17 protein-coding genes are annotated in these 17,127 nt (G+C 69.7%); 12 read left to right on the top strand and 5 right to left on the bottom strand.

What is annotated here, in order from left to right; translation table 11 throughout:
- The first annotated feature begins 2 nt into the window (after window positions 1-2).
- The 4 genes from ABRP24_RS08095 to ABRP24_RS08110 all read left to right on the top strand — a co-directional run bounded on the left by ABRP24_RS08095 (window position 3) and on the right by ABRP24_RS08110 (window position 3,850).
- Entirely contained in the window at window positions 3-872 is an 870-nt protein-coding gene (locus tag ABRP24_RS08095; protein WP_110864413.1) for a sugar phosphate isomerase/epimerase family protein, read from the top strand.
- Window positions 869-1,981 carry a transaldolase family protein gene (locus ABRP24_RS08100; RefSeq protein WP_349848117.1) on the top strand — a complete coding sequence of 371 codons (1,113 nt, stop codon included), beginning with the start codon at window positions 869-871 and terminating at the stop codon, window positions 1,979-1,981. Before ABRP24_RS08095 ends, ABRP24_RS08100 begins: the two co-directional genes overlap by 4 nt.
- A gap of 206 nt (window positions 1,982-2,187) precedes the next feature.
- Window positions 2,188-3,381, top strand: a complete 1,194-nt coding sequence (locus ABRP24_RS08105; RefSeq protein ID WP_349848115.1) for a Gfo/Idh/MocA family oxidoreductase — start codon at window positions 2,188-2,190, stop codon at window positions 3,379-3,381.
- 61 nt (window positions 3,382-3,442) lie between these two features.
- Entirely contained in the window at window positions 3,443-3,850 is a 408-nt protein-coding gene (locus ABRP24_RS08110; RefSeq protein WP_071405737.1) for a tautomerase family protein, read from the top strand.
- 205 nt (window positions 3,851-4,055) lie between these two features.
- Here the strand turns inward: ABRP24_RS08110 and ABRP24_RS08115 are convergent, their stop codons facing one another.
- Entirely contained in the window at window positions 4,056-4,814 is a 759-nt protein-coding gene (locus ABRP24_RS08115; protein WP_176708309.1) for a GntR family transcriptional regulator, read from the bottom strand.
- 139 nt (window positions 4,815-4,953) lie between these two features.
- Window positions 4,954-5,619, bottom strand: a complete 666-nt coding sequence (locus ABRP24_RS08120) for an exonuclease domain-containing protein (protein ID WP_371836740.1) — start codon at window positions 5,617-5,619, stop codon at window positions 4,954-4,956.
- 44 nt (window positions 5,620-5,663) lie between these two features.
- On the opposite strand from ABRP24_RS08120, the gene ABRP24_RS08125 reads away from it, so the two are divergent.
- From ABRP24_RS08125 to ABRP24_RS08135, 3 genes are read left to right on the top strand one after another with little or no spacing between them, the layout of a single operon-like run.
- Window positions 5,664-6,233 (top strand): hypothetical protein, encoded by a 570-nt coding sequence (locus ABRP24_RS08125; RefSeq protein ID WP_349848112.1) that lies wholly within the window; start codon window positions 5,664-5,666, stop codon window positions 6,231-6,233.
- 59 nt (window positions 6,234-6,292) lie between these two features.
- Window positions 6,293-7,366: a redox-regulated ATPase YchF gene (gene ychF / locus ABRP24_RS08130; protein ID WP_027464533.1), complete on the top strand. Its 1,074-nt coding sequence runs from the start codon at window positions 6,293-6,295 to the stop codon at window positions 7,364-7,366.
- A gap of 37 nt (window positions 7,367-7,403) precedes the next feature.
- The gene (locus ABRP24_RS08135; protein ID WP_349848110.1) at window positions 7,404-7,793 is read left to right on the top strand and encodes a DUF2510 domain-containing protein; all 390 of its coding nucleotides are present in this window, start codon (window positions 7,404-7,406) and stop codon (window positions 7,791-7,793) included.
- Between the two features lie 163 nt (window positions 7,794-7,956).
- Here the strand turns inward: ABRP24_RS08135 and ABRP24_RS08140 are convergent, their stop codons facing one another.
- Both ABRP24_RS08140 and ABRP24_RS08145 read right to left on the bottom strand, forming a co-directional pair.
- Window positions 7,957-8,244, bottom strand: a complete 288-nt coding sequence (locus tag ABRP24_RS08140; protein ID WP_146247910.1) for a hypothetical protein — start codon at window positions 8,242-8,244, stop codon at window positions 7,957-7,959.
- A 272-nt stretch (window positions 8,245-8,516) separates the two neighbouring features.
- The gene (locus ABRP24_RS08145; protein ID WP_349848107.1) at window positions 8,517-9,128 is read right to left on the bottom strand and encodes an HD domain-containing protein; all 612 of its coding nucleotides are present in this window, start codon (window positions 9,126-9,128) and stop codon (window positions 8,517-8,519) included.
- A gap of 139 nt (window positions 9,129-9,267) precedes the next feature.
- Between ABRP24_RS08145 and ABRP24_RS08150 the strand changes: the two genes are divergently transcribed.
- Window positions 9,268-10,059 carry a hypothetical protein gene (locus tag ABRP24_RS08150; protein ID WP_349848105.1) on the top strand — a complete coding sequence of 264 codons (792 nt, stop codon included), beginning with the start codon at window positions 9,268-9,270 and terminating at the stop codon, window positions 10,057-10,059.
- Window positions 10,056-11,957 (top strand): amidase family protein, encoded by a 1,902-nt coding sequence (locus ABRP24_RS08155; protein WP_349848102.1) that lies wholly within the window; start codon window positions 10,056-10,058, stop codon window positions 11,955-11,957. The genes ABRP24_RS08150 and ABRP24_RS08155 overlap by 4 nt, the downstream gene beginning before the upstream one ends.
- 84 nt (window positions 11,958-12,041) lie before the next feature.
- Here ABRP24_RS08155 and ABRP24_RS08160 read toward each other — a convergent pair whose 3' ends face one another.
- Window positions 12,042-12,818, bottom strand: a complete 777-nt coding sequence (locus ABRP24_RS08160; protein WP_349848099.1) for an isocitrate lyase/phosphoenolpyruvate mutase family protein — start codon at window positions 12,816-12,818, stop codon at window positions 12,042-12,044.
- A 161-nt stretch (window positions 12,819-12,979) separates the two neighbouring features.
- Between ABRP24_RS08160 and ABRP24_RS08165 the strand changes: the two genes are divergently transcribed.
- The 3 genes from ABRP24_RS08165 (at window position 12,980) to ABRP24_RS08175 (ending at window position 16,932) form a co-directional block, all read left to right on the top strand.
- Window positions 12,980-14,248, top strand: coding sequence for a hypothetical protein (locus ABRP24_RS08165; protein WP_301604429.1), 1,269 nt, complete (start codon window positions 12,980-12,982; stop codon window positions 14,246-14,248).
- A 116-nt stretch (window positions 14,249-14,364) separates the two neighbouring features.
- A complete protein-coding gene (locus ABRP24_RS08170) occupies window positions 14,365-15,615 on the top strand; it encodes a DUF4041 domain-containing protein (protein WP_258376332.1) in 1,251 nt (416 codons plus the stop codon).
- Window positions 15,616-15,744: 129 nt separating this feature from the next.
- The gene (locus ABRP24_RS08175; RefSeq protein ID WP_232536598.1) at window positions 15,745-16,932 is read left to right on the top strand and encodes a MalY/PatB family protein; all 1,188 of its coding nucleotides are present in this window, start codon (window positions 15,745-15,747) and stop codon (window positions 16,930-16,932) included.
- The last annotated feature ends 195 nt before the right edge of the window (window positions 16,933-17,127 follow it).

The raw sequence follows: 17,127 nt of genomic DNA on the forward strand, positions 1-17,127 counted from the left end.
CGATGCCGAAGATCGCGCTCGACCCGACCCCGTTCCACCACGACCTGTCGCTGCTCGAGTTCCCGCGCAAGGTCGCGGAGCTCGGCTACGAGTACCTGCAGCTCACGCCGCACAAGGACTTCATCCCCTTCTACCGGCACCCGAAGGCCGACGACGACCTGGTCGACGCGTTCGCCGCGGCCTGCCGTGACGCCGGTGTCCAGGTGGCGAGCGTGCTGCCCGTGCTGCGCTGGTCGGGCCCGGACGAGGACGCCCGACAGGCTGCGGTGCGGAAGTGGAAGCGGGTCATTGAGATCACGAAGCGCCTCGGCGTGGACACCATCAACACGGAGTTCTCCGGCCGCCCCGAGCGTGCCGAGGAGTCCGAGGACCAGTTCTACCGGTCGATGGAGGAACTGCTGCCGATCATCGAGGACGCCGGCATCCGTGTGCTCATCGACCCGCACCCCGACGACTTCGTCGAGGACGGGCTCGAGGCGCTCCGGGTGATCCGCGGCCTGAACTCGAAGCACGTCGGCTTCGTCTACGTCGCCTGCCACACGTTCCACTACGGCGGCAACATGGACGAGATCATCGACGCCGCCGGTGACTCGCTGCAGCTGGTCCACGTCGCCGACGCGTACGACCACCGTCGCTCGCACGGCCTGCGCTACATCACGAACCCGCCGGGCAACCCGGTCCGGGTGCACCAGCACCTGCCGGTCGGCCAGGCGGACGTCGACTTCGACGCCTTCTGGGCGGCGCTCGACCGGGTCGGTTTCTCGGCGCGCGAGGACACCGTCGCGGTCTCGAGCGTCTTCGCCGAGGACGAGAACGCCGACGCGGTGTCGCGGTTCCAACTCGACACGATCACGAAGGGACTCCACCGATGACCACCACCCTCGAGACGCAGGCGTCCACCGACGCCGACTCCCGCCCCGTCACCCTGCAGGCCGCGGAGCAGACCCCGACCGCCCTGTGGAACGACTCCGCCGACCCGCGCGAACTGTCGACCGCCATCCACGAGTACGGTGCCGTCGGTGCGACCTGCAACCCGGTGATCGCGTACACCTGCATCCAGCAGGACCCGGAGACCTGGGTCCCGCGCATCCGCGAGATCGCCGAGGAGCACCCGACGGCGGGGGAGTCCTGGATCGGCTGGAAGGCCGTCGAGGAGCTCTCCATCGCCGCCGCGGCGCAGCTGCTGCCCGCGTTCGAGGCGTCCGGCGGCCGGAACGGTCGACTGTCCATGCAGACCGACCCCCGGTTCCACCGCGACGCCGACGCGCTCGTCGAACAGGCCGTCCGGTTCTCGCAGCTCGCGCCGAACATCATCGTGAAGATCCCCGCCACGAAGGTCGGCATCGCCGCGATCGAGGAAGCCGCCTACCGCGGGGTCTCGATCAACGCCACGGTGTCCTTCACCGTGCCGCAGGTCGTCGCCGTGGGCGAGGCCATCGAGCGCGCCCTCGACCGCCGTGCTGCCGAGGGCCTGCCGGAGCAGGAGTTCGGACACGTCGTCACCCTGATGGCCGGCCGCTTCGACGACTGGCTGAAGACCGTCGTCAAGCGCGACCACGTGATGGTGGACCCGGGCATCCTCGAGTGGGCCGGTGTCGCCGCGGTGAAGAACGCCTACCGCGTCTTCCAGGAGCGTGGGTTCCGCTCGCGCGTGCTGGTCGCCGCGTTCCGCAACGCGCTGCAGTGGTCGGAGTTCCAGGGCGGGGACCTGGTGGTGTCGCCCCCGTTCCAGTGGACGAAGGACATCAACGACAACGCGTTCCCGTTCCGTCCGCACGCCATCGACGACGAGGTCCCCGTGCACGTCATCGAGGCGCTCCGGGCCGCGACGCCGGAGTTCGCCCGCGGCTACGACGTGGACGGCATGACGATCGACGAGTTCGACCGCTTCGGTGCGACCGTGACGACGCTCCGACAGTTCCTGGACGCCGACGCGAAGCTCGACGCCCTGGTCTGCGACATCATCGTCCCCGCGATCTGAAACGCGATCTGATGCGCGGCGCGATCCGCGGTCGGAACCACGGGTCGCGCCCCGCGCGCTGACGCACCAGCCTGGAGGCCCGGTGCCGGTCCCCGAGACCGGCACCGGGCCTCCAGGCGGTTGCGTCATGTGCTGACAAAGTCCGCCGCATCGGCTACGCTCGTTGTCGCGCTCCAATGCGCGTCACCTGAACGAAGGAGTTCTCCATGGACAGCATCGGCGTCGGGCTGATCTCGGTCGGCTGGATGGGGCGGTTGCACTCGCGTGCCTACCGAGCGTTGCCGGACCACTTCCCGGAGCTCGGCGTCCAGCCGCGGCTCGTCGTCGCGGCCGACCCGATCGAGGCGGCCCGTGACCAGGCGGTGACGCGGCTCGGGTACGAGCGGGCCGTCGCCGACTACCACGAGGTCCTCGCCGACCCGGCGGTCGACGTCGTGTCGATCTGTTCGCCGAACTTCCTGCACCGCGAGATGGCCGTCGCCGCGGCCGAGGCGGGCAAGCCGTTCTGGATCGAGAAGCCGATGGGGCGGTACGCCAGCGACTCGCGCTCCATCCACCAGGCGGTGCAGCGCGCCGGAGTCATCACGAGTGTCGGTTTCAACTACCGGCACGCCCCGGCGATCGAGCGTGCCCGTGAACTCGTCCGGAGTGGACGACTCGGCCGGATCACGAACGTGCGCGGCTCGCTGCTCGCCGACTACTCGTCCGACCCGGCGGCCCCGCTGACCTGGCGCTTCGAGCGTGAGCGTGCCGGATCGGGTGTGCTCGGCGACCTGCTGTCGCACGGACTCGACCTGGCGCAGTACGTGGTCGGACGGATCGCGTCGGTCAGTGCGCTCGCCGAGACGTTCATCGAGTCGCGGCCCCGCCCGGCTGCCGGCATCGTCGACCGCAGCGCCGCGGCGACCGGCGAGCTCGGTGCAGTCGAGAACGAGGACTACGCGGCGCTGCTGTTCCGCTTCGAGGACGGTGCGGTCGGCACGATGGACTCGAGTCGGGTCATGCGTGGGCCGCGCGCCGAGTACACGCTCGAGATCTACGGCACCCGCGGTTCGGTCCGGTGGGACTTCCAGCGCCTCAACGAGCTCGAGGTGTACCTGGACGGCCAGGAGGTCGACGGGTACGCGACGCACTACGTCGCTCCCGGGGACGGCGAGTTCGGGCGGTTCCAGCCGGGTGCCGGCACGGCGATGGGGTACGACGACCTGAAGACGATCGAGGCGGCGCAGTTCATCGCGAGCGTGCAGCGCGGGGAGCAGCTCGCACCCTCGGTCGCCGACGGGCTGGCTGCCGCGTCGATCGTCGAGGCCGCGGAGGCATCGCTGGTCGACGGCTCGTGGCACGACGTCGCTCGCGTCGACGGGCCGCTGACGTACGGGGCACCGACGCCGAGGTTCTAGACACCTGGTCGTCCTTGCTTGTTAGTATGTAAGGACAAAGTCCGAGCAACCAGGAGGCACCATGCCGCTCGTCCGTATCGACCTCGCCACCGGCCGCACGCCGGAGGCCGTCCGTGGCATCGCCGACGCCATTCACCAGGCCATCGTCGACGTGTACGGGATCCCGGTACGGGACCGGTTCCAGGTGATCACCGAGCACCCCGCGCAACAGATCATCGCCGAGGACGCCGGCCTGGGGTTCGAGCGCACCGAGGGTGTCATCGTCATCCAGGTGTTCACGCAGCGCGGGCGGACCGATGAGGCGAAGGCGGCGCTGTACCGGGCGATCCACGACGCCCTCGCGGCGATCGGTGTCGCGTCCGAGGACGTCTTCATCGGCTACGTCGAGAACGGGCCGCAGGACTGGTCCTTCGGCTTCGGGCGTGCCCAGTACGTCACGGGTGAGCTCGGGGTGCCCGCGCTCGGGTGAGGGGGTGCGGGGGCGGGTGCGGGTGCGGGTGCGGGGTGGTCACGACACCCCGCTCAGTTCCGCCGTGCGGTCACGAACTGTCGGTTGCCGGGCCTCCGGGCGACAGTTCGTGACCACTCGGCGCATCGCCGACAGCGTGTCGTGACCCCTCGCCGAGCAGCCCCGGGCGACGGAACGTGACCGGTCGGCCACGTGACCGCTCGGCTTACTTGTCGACGAGTGTGACCTCGAACGAGTACCGGTCCGGGCGGTAGCAGTGCACGCCGTACTCGACCGCACGGCCCGAGGCGTCGTACGCGGTGCGGCTCATCGTGAGCACCGGGTCGCCGTCCTCGATCTCGAGCAGGCCGGCCTCTTCGTCGGTGACCGCACGGGCCCCGATCCGCTGCTTCGCCACCCGCATCGTGACACCTCGGCCGCGCAGCAGCTGGTACAGCCCGTACGCCTGCAGGTCCGCGTCGGTCAGGTCGAGGAACTCCGGCGGCAGGTAGTTCTCGAGGATCGCCATCGGGACGTCCTCGGCGAACCGCACCCGCCGGATGTGCGCGACGGTCGTGCCGGGCTCGATGCTCAGTGCCGCGGCGACCTCGTCGGACGCGGGGACGTCGTTGCGCTGCAGGAGCTTCGTCGCCGGAGCCTGCGAACCCTGCGCCAGGTCGTCGTACAGGCTCGTCAACTCGACCTTGCGGGTCACCGGCCCGTGCACGACCTGGGTCCCGATACCGCGGCGGCGCACCAGCAGACCCTTGTCGACGAGGTCCTGGATCGCCCGTCGGATCGTCGGCCGCGACAGACCGAGACGCTCACCGAGGGCGATCTCGTTCTCGAGCCGTGCCCCTGGTGGCATCGCGCCGGAGCGGATCGACTCCTCGATGCGCGAGGCGACCTGGAAGTAGAGGGGCATGGGACCCGACCGGTCCAGGTCCATGAACAGGTCGGACGGCAGCTGGCCTTCGTTGGTCATCGCGGTCCTTCACACGTGCGGAGATGCCGGCGTCGGTGCCGACGGCATTGTCGTGACAATACCACCGGGGATGTGGCACCCCGGCCGCGCGCAGCGGGCGTTGCGTCAGTCGGCGAACACCGTCAGTCAGCGCAGACCGTCAGTCGGCGAACACCATCGGCCGGTTCGACAGCCGCGGCTGGTTCGCGGCCTTCGGCTTCTCGGCACGCGCACGGACCGGGGCGATCGTCACCCGGGTCACCGCGCCGAGCGCCTCGACCGTCTCGACCCCGTGGTGCCCGGCAGCGTGCACGACGATCGCGGCGCAGGCCTCGGCGTCGGCGGCGGCGTCGTGGTGCTGGAAGCCCTCGAACCCGGCGGCCATCGCGGCGACCGGCAGGCGGTACGAGTCGAGCGCGTAGGTCTTGCGGGCCACCGCCAGGGAGCACAGCGAGTGGTGCTCGGCCAGGTCGATCCCCGTCGCTGAGCAGCCACCGGCGATGACGCCCATGTCGAAGCGGGCGTTGTGCGCCACCAGGACGTCGCCCTCGGCGAAGGCCACCAGGTCGGGGTACTGCTGCTCCCAGGTCTTGGCGTGCGTGACGTCCTCGGCGACGATGCCGTGGATCCGCGTGTTCCACTCCAGGAACGCGTCGTGCCCGAACGGCGGGCGGATGAACCACGACGCCCGATCGACGACCCGGCCGGCGCGGACCTTCACGAGCCCGACGGAGCAGGCGCTGGCGGGCGAGCTGTTGGCGGTCTCGAAGTCGATCGCGGTGAAGTTCAACGGCACGGTCCCGATCGTCGCACGGGGTGCCGACATCGCCCTCTGTTCCCGTCGGCGTTGCGTGTGGCTAGCCTCGGCGCATGGGGAACGAGACCGACCGCCGTCCGCTCGTCCTGGTGCTCGCCGGTGCCGGCTACGGGCAGCAGGCGCCGCTGCTGTGGTGGACGAGCGAGATCGCCGCCGCGGCCGGGTGTGAGGTCGTCGCGCCACGCTGGCACGTCGACGACGCTGCCGGTGCCGATCCGGTCGGGTTCGTCGAGACCGCTGTTGCCGCGGCACTGGGGGACCGGCTGCCCGACCTCGTCGTCGCGAAGTCGTTCGGCTGCTTCGCCCTGCCGTGGGCGATCCGCCACGCGGTGCCCGGCGTCTGGCTCACCCCGGTCCTCACGCACGGCGATTTGGCCACGGCGCTCGCCGCCGTGACTGACGCGCACGACGCGATCGGGGGTGGCGACGACACCATGTGGCGGCCCGAGCGGGTCTCCGGGACTGCTGCGCGCCTCCAGACCGTCGACCGTGCCGACCACTCGCTCCAGGTGCCGGGGGACTGGCGGCGCTCGCAGCGGCTGCAGGCCGACGTCTTCGACGTCATCGAGCGGCGCATCACGGTCCTGCGGCCCCTGATGAGCGGGCCGCGTCCGCTGATCTGACGGACGGACTGGAGGCCCGGGTCGGCTCCGACAGGCCGCCGCCGGTAGGCTGTTCTTCCGTGGCTCTCACCATCGGAATCGTCGGTCTCCCGAACGTCGGCAAGTCGACCCTGTTCAACGCCCTGACCAAGAACCAGGTCCTCGCCGCGAACTACCCGTTCGCGACGATCGAGCCGAACGTCGGGGTGGTGAACCTGCCCGACTCGCGGCTCGACCAGCTCGCTGAGCTCTTCCACTCGGAGAAGACCGTGCCGGCGCCGGTGTCGTTCGTCGACATCGCGGGCATCGTCAAGGGCGCGAGCGAGGGCGAAGGCCTGGGCAACAAGTTCCTCGCCAACATCCGCGAGGCCGACGCCATCGCGCAGGTCGTCCGAGGCTTCACCGACGACGACGTCGTGCACGTCGCGAACAAGGTCTCCCCGAAGGACGACCTCGAGGTCATCAACACCGAGCTGATCCTCGCCGACATGGAGACCATCGACAAGGCGCTCCCGCGGTACGAGAAGACCGTGAAGCTCAAGCAGACCGAGCCGATCGTGCTCGAGACCGCTCGTGAGGCCCGTGCCGCGCTCGAGCAGGGCACGCTGCTGTCCGCCACGAAGATCGACCTCTCGCCGATCGCCGAGCTCGGCCTGCTCAGCGCCAAGCCCTTCATCTTCGTCTTCAACGTCGACGAGGCGATCCTGACCGACGAGTCCCGCAAGGCCGAACTGGCCGCGCTCGTCGCACCGGCGCAGGCCGTGTTCCTCGACGCCCAGGTCGAGTCGGAGCTCATCGACCTCGACCCGGCGGACGCCGCCGAACTGCTCGAGTCGACCGGTCAGACCGAGTCGGGCCTCGACCAGCTCGCCCGGATCGGGTTCGACACCCTCGGACTGCAGACCTACCTGACGGCCGGTCCGAAGGAAGCCCGTGCGTGGACGATCGGCAAGGGGTGGAAGGCTCCCCAGGCTGCCGGCGTCATCCACACCGACTTCGAGAAGGGCTTCATCAAGGCCGAGGTCATCTCGTTCGACGACCTGATGGAAGCCGGCTCGATCGCCGAGGCCCGCGCCGCCGGCAAGGCCCGCATCGAGGGCAAGGACTACGTCATGCAGGACGGCGACGTGGTGGAGTTCCGCTTCAACAACTGATCTGCCCACGTGGTTCGTCGTGCGCCAGGATGAGCGCATGACGAATGCACAGGCAGGGTGGTGCGACGACGGCTCCGGCGCCATGCGGTGGTGGGACGGTTCCGCGTGGACGGAGCAGGTGCAGCAGCAGGCGCCCGCGGCGTCGGGCGTCGGCGGAGTGATCGGCCGGATCCAGGCCGAGGCCGCTTCGGGTGGTCAGCCGCGTCCGGCGCAGAACGGCATGAGCTACGTCGTGCTGCAGGTGGTGCTCAAGGAGAAGTTCTTCGGGACGGGTTCGGGCAACCTCACCGAGCTCGAGAAGGCGATCAACGCGCAGGCTGCGCTCGGGTACCGGCTGCACACGATCACGACGGCTTCCTCGGGGAGCACGGGTTTCGGCGGCGGCGACCGGGTGCAGGCCACGATGGTCTTCGAGCGCCTGAACTGAGGCGATGCCACGAACGGTGCGAGGTTCCGTGAACGGTGCGACGACCGCTGCCTCGCACGATTCACGGAACCTCGCACGAAACCCGCAGTGACCCACGCTGCCCCGGGAACGACGAAGCGCCGCCGAGCGAACTCGGCGGCGCTTCGCGTTCGTACTGGTGGACCTAGGCCGCGAGGGCCATCTCGCCCGCCTGCACGGACTGTGCCTGCAGCAGGGTGCGGCTGGACTCGCCCGCCCAGGAGCGGCCCGGGACGGTCCAGCCGGCCTCGCCGACGGCGTCGAGCCGGGTGCCCCGGGTGACGAAGGTCCCCAGGTCGTCGGCCGCGATGCGCACGAGGTACTCGCGCTGCGAGCGGTCGTCGCGCACCGGGAACTCGGCGATGCGGTCGGGGGTGATCGTCGGGGCCGCGAGTGCGGTCCCGAACACGGTGATTCGTTCGTTGCTGGTCATGGTGCTGTACTTCCTGGTCATTCGGCGCCAGGGCGACTCGGTGTCGGCGGACGTCTCAGTCCAGCGCGACGCATCGAGTGCGGGGCGCGCACGTCGAGTTTCAACGTGCAGCTCGTCCGTTCGGATCGAGCGGTGTCTCGAGTGGAATGCGACTCGGGTGAGTCGGTGTCGAGAGGTTGGTGTGCGCGAGTCAGATGGGTTCGCTGCAGTGCACCAACCAGAGACTATACGCCCACCCCGCCGAGAAGTCCAGCGAGCGACCGGACCGAGGGTCAGGACGCCAGGAACGCCGTCCAACGGTCTCCGCCGGCGGCCACGTTGCCCGAGCCGTCGAGGCGAGCCGCGGCCGAGGAGGGCTTGCGCGAAGCCTGCTCGTGGATCAGCCCGTCGAACGACGCCGAGAAGTCCAGACGGGGCAGCGCGGCCGTGACGTCCCGCAGGTCATCCGACGACCACCTGTCGAAGCCCACGCCGGAGACGTCGAGCGAGGTCGCCACCTCGAGCAGGTGCCCCTCGGCGTCGAGCTCCGGGTCGACGGACCGCCACATGTGCCGTTCGATGATCTCCCCGACCCGACGGGCTCGCACGGCGTCCCACCCGGCACCGAGCGCGAAGACCGCGCCGACCGCGCCGCCGGCGTCCTCGAAGGGCACCCCGTGGGCGTCGAACGACGGAGTCACGCCGAGGTCGTGGAGCATCGTCGCCACGAAGAGCAGCTCGGGGTCCGGTTCGAGGTCGACCGTCGGGGCGAGCAGGACGGCCCAGGCCCACGAGCGCAGGCAGTGGTGCACGAGGGCGGGTTCGGACCATGCCCGCACGACCTCCAGTGCACGCGCAGCGACGGGGGAGGGCGGGGTGAGCAGGGCTTCGACATCGACCGACATGGCACGACAGTAGCGGCAGGAACGAGCCGTAACGGGGCGGAAACGTGCCGGGCCAGAACCGGAAACAGCACCCCGTTAGCTTTCGGTTCACTGAGTACCCGCTCAGCACCCCTCCACCCCACCCGAAGGAACTGCGCCCATGCAGCACCGACCACGGCTGCGCCCCCGCGCGACGATCGTCTCCTCGACGCTCGTCGCCGCCGGGGCGTTCGGCCTCGCCGTCCTGACGGCCGCTCCGGCCCAGGCAGCACCCACCGCGACCACCGCCACCATCGACGCCCCGGCCACCGTGACCGTCGGCACCGCGTTGGACGTCGACCTGACGATCCCGGACACGGCCGACGTCTACGCGTACGAGATCACGCTCGAGGCCGACTCGGTGCAGTACCGGGACGACAGCGTCACCGGCCCGGACGGTGGCTTCGACAGCGTCGAGCAGGACGGCGACGCCCTGACGATCGTGCACACCCGCCTCGGCACCTCACCGGCACTCGACGGCGACCTGGCCACCTCGATCTCGCTGACCCCGACGGCGGTCGGCAGCGTCGACCTCGACGTCACGAGCATCACCCTCGCCGGCTCCGACGGCACGTCGACGACCCTCGACGCCCCGGCGAGCACCACCGTCGTGGTCGCCGCGGCCGCGACCACCGCCCCGACGGCCACGCCGACGCCGGGTGCGACCACGCCGCCCGGCGACGGTGGCGGAACGGGCGACCCGACGGCACCGGGCGCCGGTCCGACCGACGGCGCCACCGCCGGGGCAGGAGCCGGCGGGGACGACCGTCCTGCCGGAGGCAACCTCGCCTGGACCGGCGCCGACGTCGCGCCGTGGATCGCCGCGTCCATCGCCCTGCTCGCAGCCGGCGGCACCCTGATCACCCTGCGGGCCCGTCGTGCCCGCCGCGACCGCACCGGAGCCTCCGCATGACCGCCACGAAGCAGGCCGCCAGCAAGCAGGCCGCCACGAAGCAGGCCGCCCGCAAGCAGGCCGCCAGCAAGAAGCGCACCGCCATCGCGGGCGCCTCGCTCATCGCCCTCGTCGGCACCGTCCTCGCCGCGACCCCCGCGATCACCGCCGCCGCAGCACCCGCGGCCGTCGACGCCAGCCCCGCCGCCATGCTCGCGCCGTACTACACGGACCTCGACCTGACCGGCGACGACCAGGTCACCCGGGCCGACCTCGCCGTGCTCACCGACCACCTCGGTGCGACGACCGCGAGCACCGACTGGGCGACGGTCAGCGCCGCGGACACCGACGCCGACGGCACCATCACCGTCGCCGACCTGGCCGGGTTGTCCCAGCGGATGATCTACGACGACGGCCCCTTCCAGCTCGTCGAGGCGTCGACCATCGACATGCAGGCCGCGATGAACGCCGGCGTCACCACGTCGGTCGCGATCACCGAGGACTACCTCGACCGCATCGCCGCCTACGACCGCGCGAAGGTCGACACCGCGTCGACCGGGCGCCCGCTCAACTCGATCGTCACCACCAACGCCGACGCCCTGGCCGCCGCGAAGACCGCGGACGCCGAGCGCGCCGAGCACGGGATGACGAGCATGCTGCTCGGCGTGCCGATCGCGGTGAAGGACAACTACGACACGAAGGACATGCCGACCACCGGTGGCTGCGGCTGCTGGGACGACAACCAGACCGACACCGACGCCGCCATGGTCACCGGCCTGCGCGACGCCGGCGCCGTGATCCTGGCGAAGGCCAGCCTCGACGAGTTCGCCTTCGGCTTCGTCTCCGAGTTCTCGTCGAACCAGCCCGCGGGCTCGTCGCTCCTGGTCGCCAGCCCGTACAACACGGCGCAGACGGCCGGTGGCTCGAGCGGCGGCACCGGTGCGGCGATCTCCGCGAACCTCGCGGGCATCGGCTTCGGCACCGACACCGGCGGGTCGATCCGCGTGCCGTCGACGTACAACCAGCTCGTCGGCATCCGGCCCACGGTCGGCCTGACCAGCCGTGACGGGATCATCCCGCTCGCCCTGTCGCAGGACACCGGCGGCCCGATCACCCGCTCGGTGACCGACGCGGCGGTCGCGCTCGACGCCGTCACCGGCGTGGACGCGGCGGACCCGGCGACGGCTGCGCAGGCCGGCAAGGTGCCGACGTCGTACACGGCGTCGCTCGACGCCGACTCCCTGCAGGGCTCCCGCATCGGCTACGTGACGAGCATGGTCGGCACGAACGCCACGACGAAGCGCCTGTTCGACGCCTCCGTCGCGAAGCTCGAGGCCGCCGGTGCCACCGTCGTCCCGATCACGGCGACGACGGCCTTCAACCGGGTCCTGTCCGAGGGCAGCGGCAGCACGAACGAGTTCAAGCACGACCTGGACGAGTACGTGGCGAAGCACCTCGACCCCGACGTCGCCGCTCGCTCGCTGCAGGGCATCCTGGCCTCGGGCGAGTACGTGCCGAGCCGCAAGAGCACCTACCAGTCGCGCGACCTGATCACCGACACGCAGTACCAGGCGTGGGCCGGTCCGACGGGGTCGCACACGACGCAGCTCGCCACCGGCAAGCAGCTCGTGACGCAGATGCTCGACGACCAGGACCTCGACGCGCTCGTCTACCCGTCGGGCACGCCGTACGGCACGCAGTCGACGAACATGCGCCTCAGCCCGAACACCGGTATGCCGGCGATCACCGTCCCGATGGGCCAGGCGACCGCTGCCGACAACACGATCACCGGTGCCGGCGTGAACCTGGAGTTCCTCGGCCGCTCGTTCGACGAGAGCACGGTCATCGGCCTCGGCTACGCCTTCGAGCAGGAGACGCACGCGCGCACCACGCCCGCGCTGTACCCGGCGCTCGGATGAGCTGAGCGGGTCGCGTGACGCGACCACGGGACGGACGGGAGGCCCGGTGCCAGCTGGCACCGGGCCTCCCGTCCGTCCGCTCCGTCAGTTCAGGGTCGGGGTGTCCTCCGGCACGACGCCGTCGGCGTACAGGTCGGTCGCCAGGTCACGGAGCGCGCGCAGCGCGACCCGCTGCGTGAGCGGGCCGTACGAGATGCGGGCGACGCCGAGCGCCTCGTACTCCGCGGCGGGCAGGGCACCGGGCAGGCCGATGACCGAGAGCTTGCCGCGGCCCAGACCGGCGACGAGTCGCTCGACCACGGAACGCTCGATCGCGCCGGGCACGAAGACCAGGGCGGCGCCGTTGTCCAGGAACGCCTTGCCGCGGGTGATCGCGTCCTCGATGCTCTCGTCGATCGGGCGCTCGCCGCCGCGCACGATCGCGTCGGTGCGGGCGTTCAGCTGGAAGTCGACGCCCTCGGCCTGTGCCGCAGCGGTGATCGCGGCGACGCGGGCGACGGCCTCGTCGAAGGGACGCAGCCGGTCCTCGACGTTGGCGCCCACGATGCCCGAGCCGATGGCGCGGCGGATCGTCTCGGCGGGGTCCTCGTAGCCGTCGTCCAGGTCCGCGGTGACCGGCAGGTCCGTGGCGGCCGCGACGATCGCCGCCCCGGACAGGGCGAGTTCGAGGGGCATGCCGCCGTCCTCGTACCCGTACGACGCGGCGATCGAGTGCCCGGCGGTGGCGATCGCCTTCGTGCCGGGCAGGTCGCTGACGACCTTGGCGGTGATCGCGTCCCACACGTTCACGACGCGCAGGATCTCGGGGGCTTCGTGCAGCTGCTTGAGGGTGACGGCCTTGTCGGCGGTGCTCGTGCTCATGCTGCCGACAGTAGGCCGACGGGGCGGGCAGTGCCGAGCGGTCAGCGAAGCTGGACCGATCAGCCGGACAACGCGGAGGCCGAAAGGAGCTCGCGTCATGCCGTAGATGAAGTTTCAGTCATGGATAGGCTTCCGTTGTCAGCAACTTGGGAGGTCCACCAGTGGCACGGAAGCGCGGATTCTTCGCGGAGATCCAACACCAACAGCGGGTCGCGGAAGCAAACGCTGCTCGAGCGCAGCGCCAGCAAGCGGCGGTAGTGCGCCAGCAAGCGGCGGCCGTCGCTGCGGTGGAGCGCGCTCGTGCGCAGGCGGAGCGTGCGAATGCTGCTGCCGCTCGCGCCACTGACGCGGAAAGAAAGCGCCTCGAACGCGAGGCGCAGGCTGCCTACGGTGAGGCGCGCAAGGCAGAGGCCGATGAGCTGAACGCAGAGGTCCAAGCGATCAACGAAGCCATTGCGAACCTTCTCGCTGCAACGCTCGACGTTGACGACCACGTCGATCTCGAAGAGCTCAAGCGCACGGCAAACCACCCGCCGTTCCCGCACCCAGATCTCGAGATTCCGCGCCCCCGTCCGCTTCCCCTTGTTCTGCCGCCGCAGCCGGTGTGGCAGGAACCGCCGGCCCCGAAGGGGATGTTCGGAAAGAAGAAGAAGCACGATCAGCTGAAGCAAGAGTGGTGGGCCGGTTTCCAGGCCGCGTCTGCTGAGTGGGAGGCACTCCGTGCCTCCTTGCCTGAACGGCAGGCTCAAGCGGACCGGCAGCACAACGAGATCGAACAGCGTCGGGTGGAACTCCTCGGCGCTGAGCGAGAGCGCTACAACGCTGAATGCCGACTTCGCGAGGCTGAGGTTGCGGAGCACAACGGTGAGATCGACGCGCTGATCGCCGGACTCGGCTACGGCGTGACCGAGGCTGTCGAAGAGTACGTCGACATCGTGCTGGCCAACTCCGTGTACCCGGACGCCTTCGAGGTGACGCACCAGGCTGAGTTCGATGGAAGTACGTCCGAGGCGCTCATCCGGGCGGTGACTCCGGCGCCGGACGCGGTCCCGGCCGTCAAGAGTTATCGCTGGGTGAAGGCCAACGACGAGATCGTCGGCAGCCCCGCAACGAAGAAAGACATCAACGAGCGGTACGGCGACGCGTTGGCGCAGGTCGCACTGCGGACGCTGCACGAGGTGTTCGAAGCAGATCGCCGCGGCATCATTCAGACGGTGGCACTGCAGGTCGGACCGGCGACGAAAGACCCCGCGACCGGCCTGGATCGCTTCTTCCCGCTCGTCGCCGTGAGCGCCTCACGGGACCAATTCACGGCGTTCGACCTCACGGGGGTTGTGCCGTCGGCGACACTGGAACTCCTCGGAGCAGCTACCTCGAAGAATCCTGCTGGACTCGTCGTCGTTGACCCCGGCGGGGTGCGCCGCTCGTGAACGTTGGACGTCGGTTCAACCCGCCTCCGGGCTGGCCTGCGGTGCCGGTGGGATGGACGCCGCCCCCGTCTTGGACCCCTCCCGCCGACTGGCCCACCCCTCCTGAGGGGTGGGAATTGTGGCTCGCAGAAGGTGATCCGGCTCCGTCGCCAGATGCTCATACACCGTCCGGTCAACCCTCGCTTCCGAGTCCTGCAGAACCTGCGAGCACGGCTGTTGTCCGCGAGCGCCGCTCGGCACGCCTGAAAGCCGACGGGGACTCCCGCGACGAGAAGATCGATTCGCTCGAAGCCACGATTCGGGACCTCCGTGCTGCCCTCAACTCGGGCGCCGACGAGCAAGTTGTGCCGCTTGATGATGAGCGGGTCCTCCAAGAGGTCGGTATCTACCGTTACCACCATCCCCTCGAAGATGCGGCCGCCTACAAAGAACGGTTGAAGGACATCGAGGCACGAATCGCCGGTCTCGTCCGCTCCGGTCGGGCGATCGAACGCTCGAACATGTTCACTTTCGACAACTCCCTCGCGAAGGGACGGAAGATGACCGATGATCTGTCAAAGCTGATGCTCCGCGCGTACAACGCCGAAGCTGACAACTCAATCCGATCACTTCGTGCGGGAAATGCGGAGACAGCGAAGCGCCGACTCGAGAAGTCACGCGATGCCATTGCGAAGCTCGGCTCGATGATGGAGATGCGGATCGCTCCCGGGTTCCACTCACTTCGCGAAGAAGAAATCGAACTCACGGCTGACTGGCTGATGAAGAAGCAGGAAGAGCGTGAACGGGAGCGCGACGAGCGAGCGCAGCTCCGTGAGGAGCGGCGCGTTCAGCAGGAGCTCGACGCCGAGCGTGAGCGACTCGACAAAGAACGCGCGCTCATTCAACAGACTCTCGCGCAGCTACACCGCAGTGGGCAGAGTGACGCGGACCTCGAACATCGACTGCTCGCCATCGATGACGCCATCGCTCAGAACGACTTCCGTGCTGCCAACATCCGTGCGGGTTACGTCTACGTGATCTCGAACAGGGGCGCATTCGGTCCGGACGTCGTCAAGATCGGTTTGACTCGACGACTTGAGCCTCTGGATCGTGTGAGCGAACTGAGCGGAGCCTCAGTGCCGTTCCGATTCGACGTGCACACGATCTACTTCTCCGAGGACGCCGTCACCCTGGAGACACAGCTCCACCGGCACTTTGCGGCCCGGGCACTGAATCAGGCCAATTCCCGCAAGGAGTTCTTTTTCGCTACTCCAGCAGAGGTGCGCGAGGTCCTCTTGCAGAAGGTCGGGGCGCTCTTGGAATTCCGGGAGGATGCCGATGCCACGGAGTACTTGCAGTCAGTAGGCGCTTGGCCGTCTCGCCCCTGAACCCAGCCGGCTCGCGTTAGGCGCTGGGGCCCGAGACGGGGCGGCCCCCGGCCGCGAGCCCACCCGAAGACGACGCGGGATGACGTCCGGAGTCGCGCCGGGCCTCCTGGCAGGGGCATGCTGGGACGCATGGCGAGCGACGAGCAGGACCCGGTCGGTACGCTCCGCGGGGTCCGGACGAGCATCAAGTGGACGCGGTACGCGCCCGACGTGCTGCCCCTGTTCGTCGCCGAGATGGACCACGACGTCGCCCCGGCGATCCGGCAGGCCCTGATCGAGCGGGTCTCGCAGTCCGACCTCGGGTACCTCGACGGCCCCGGGCCGCTCGCTCCGGCCTTCGCGCAGTTCGCGCTGGACCGCTGGGACTGGGAGATCGACCCGTCGCGGATCCACCTGGCCACCGACGTCAGCGTCGGGATCGTCGAGTCGCTGCGGCTCGCGCTGCCCGACGGCGGGCGCGTCGCGATCACGCCGCCGGTGTACCCGCCGTTCTTCGAGCTCGTCGAAGAGGCCCGATGTCAGGTCGAGGAGGTCCCGCTACTCGAGCAGTGGGGGCAGTACCGGCTCGACCTCGAGGGCCTGGAGCGGGCGTTCGCCGACGGGGTCGGCGTGTTCCTGCTCTGCAACCCGCACAACCCCGTCGGACTGGTCCACGACCGGGCCGACCTCGTCGCGATCGCCGAACTGGCCGCGAAGTACGACGTCCTCGTCATCAGCGACGAGATCCACGCGCCCCTGACCCACCCCGGCGTGCAGTTCACCCCGTTCGCCGCCGTCGCCGAGCCGCTCGGTGCCCGCAGCGTGTGCGTGACCTCGGCGAGCAAGGGGTGGAACCTCGCCGGTGTGAAGTGCTCGGTCATCGTTGCCGGCGATCCCCGGACCGCCGCGCTCCTCGACACCCTGTGGGAGGAGGTCGCCTGCCGCACGAGCATCCTCGGGCTGCACGCGAACCTGGCGGCGTTCACCCTGGCGACGGACTGGCTCGACGACGTCGTGGCGCGCATCGTGGCGAACGACCGACTGCTCGCCAAGCTGCTCGCCGAGCACCTGCCCGGGGTCGTCTACACGAGGCCGCGCGCCGGGTACCTGGCGTGGCTCGACTTCCGCGGCATCGGCCTCGGCGACGACCCCGCGGTACCGCTGCGGGAGCACGCGTACGTCGCGCTCAACTCCGGGCTGGGGTTCGGGTCCGAGGGGCGCGGGTTCGTCCGGCTCAACCTGGCGTGCTCACCGGAGACCCTGCGCGAGGCCGTGTTCCGGATCGCCTCGGCGTACCCGTCGAGCGCGCAGGAGGGGCTGGTCTGGCACGTCGCCTGACCTGCTCCTGACCCGCGCCTGACCGGCGCGTGCCGGCGACGCGGCTGGAAGGCTCGTCTTCCACAACTCGCCCTGGCTGAAATCTGTTCACAGATCCGCGTTGAGTCTCCTGGATCGCGCTCCGCGGACCGCCACGGTCGGTGCATGCAGAGATCCGATCCGACAGTGTCCAATCGAGATAGGCAGGATTGCCTA

Origin of the sequence: Curtobacterium sp. WHRI 8282 (genome assembly GCF_040223925.2) — a bacterium.
GTDB lineage: Bacteria > Actinomycetota > Actinomycetes > Actinomycetales > Microbacteriaceae > Curtobacterium > Curtobacterium flaccumfaciens.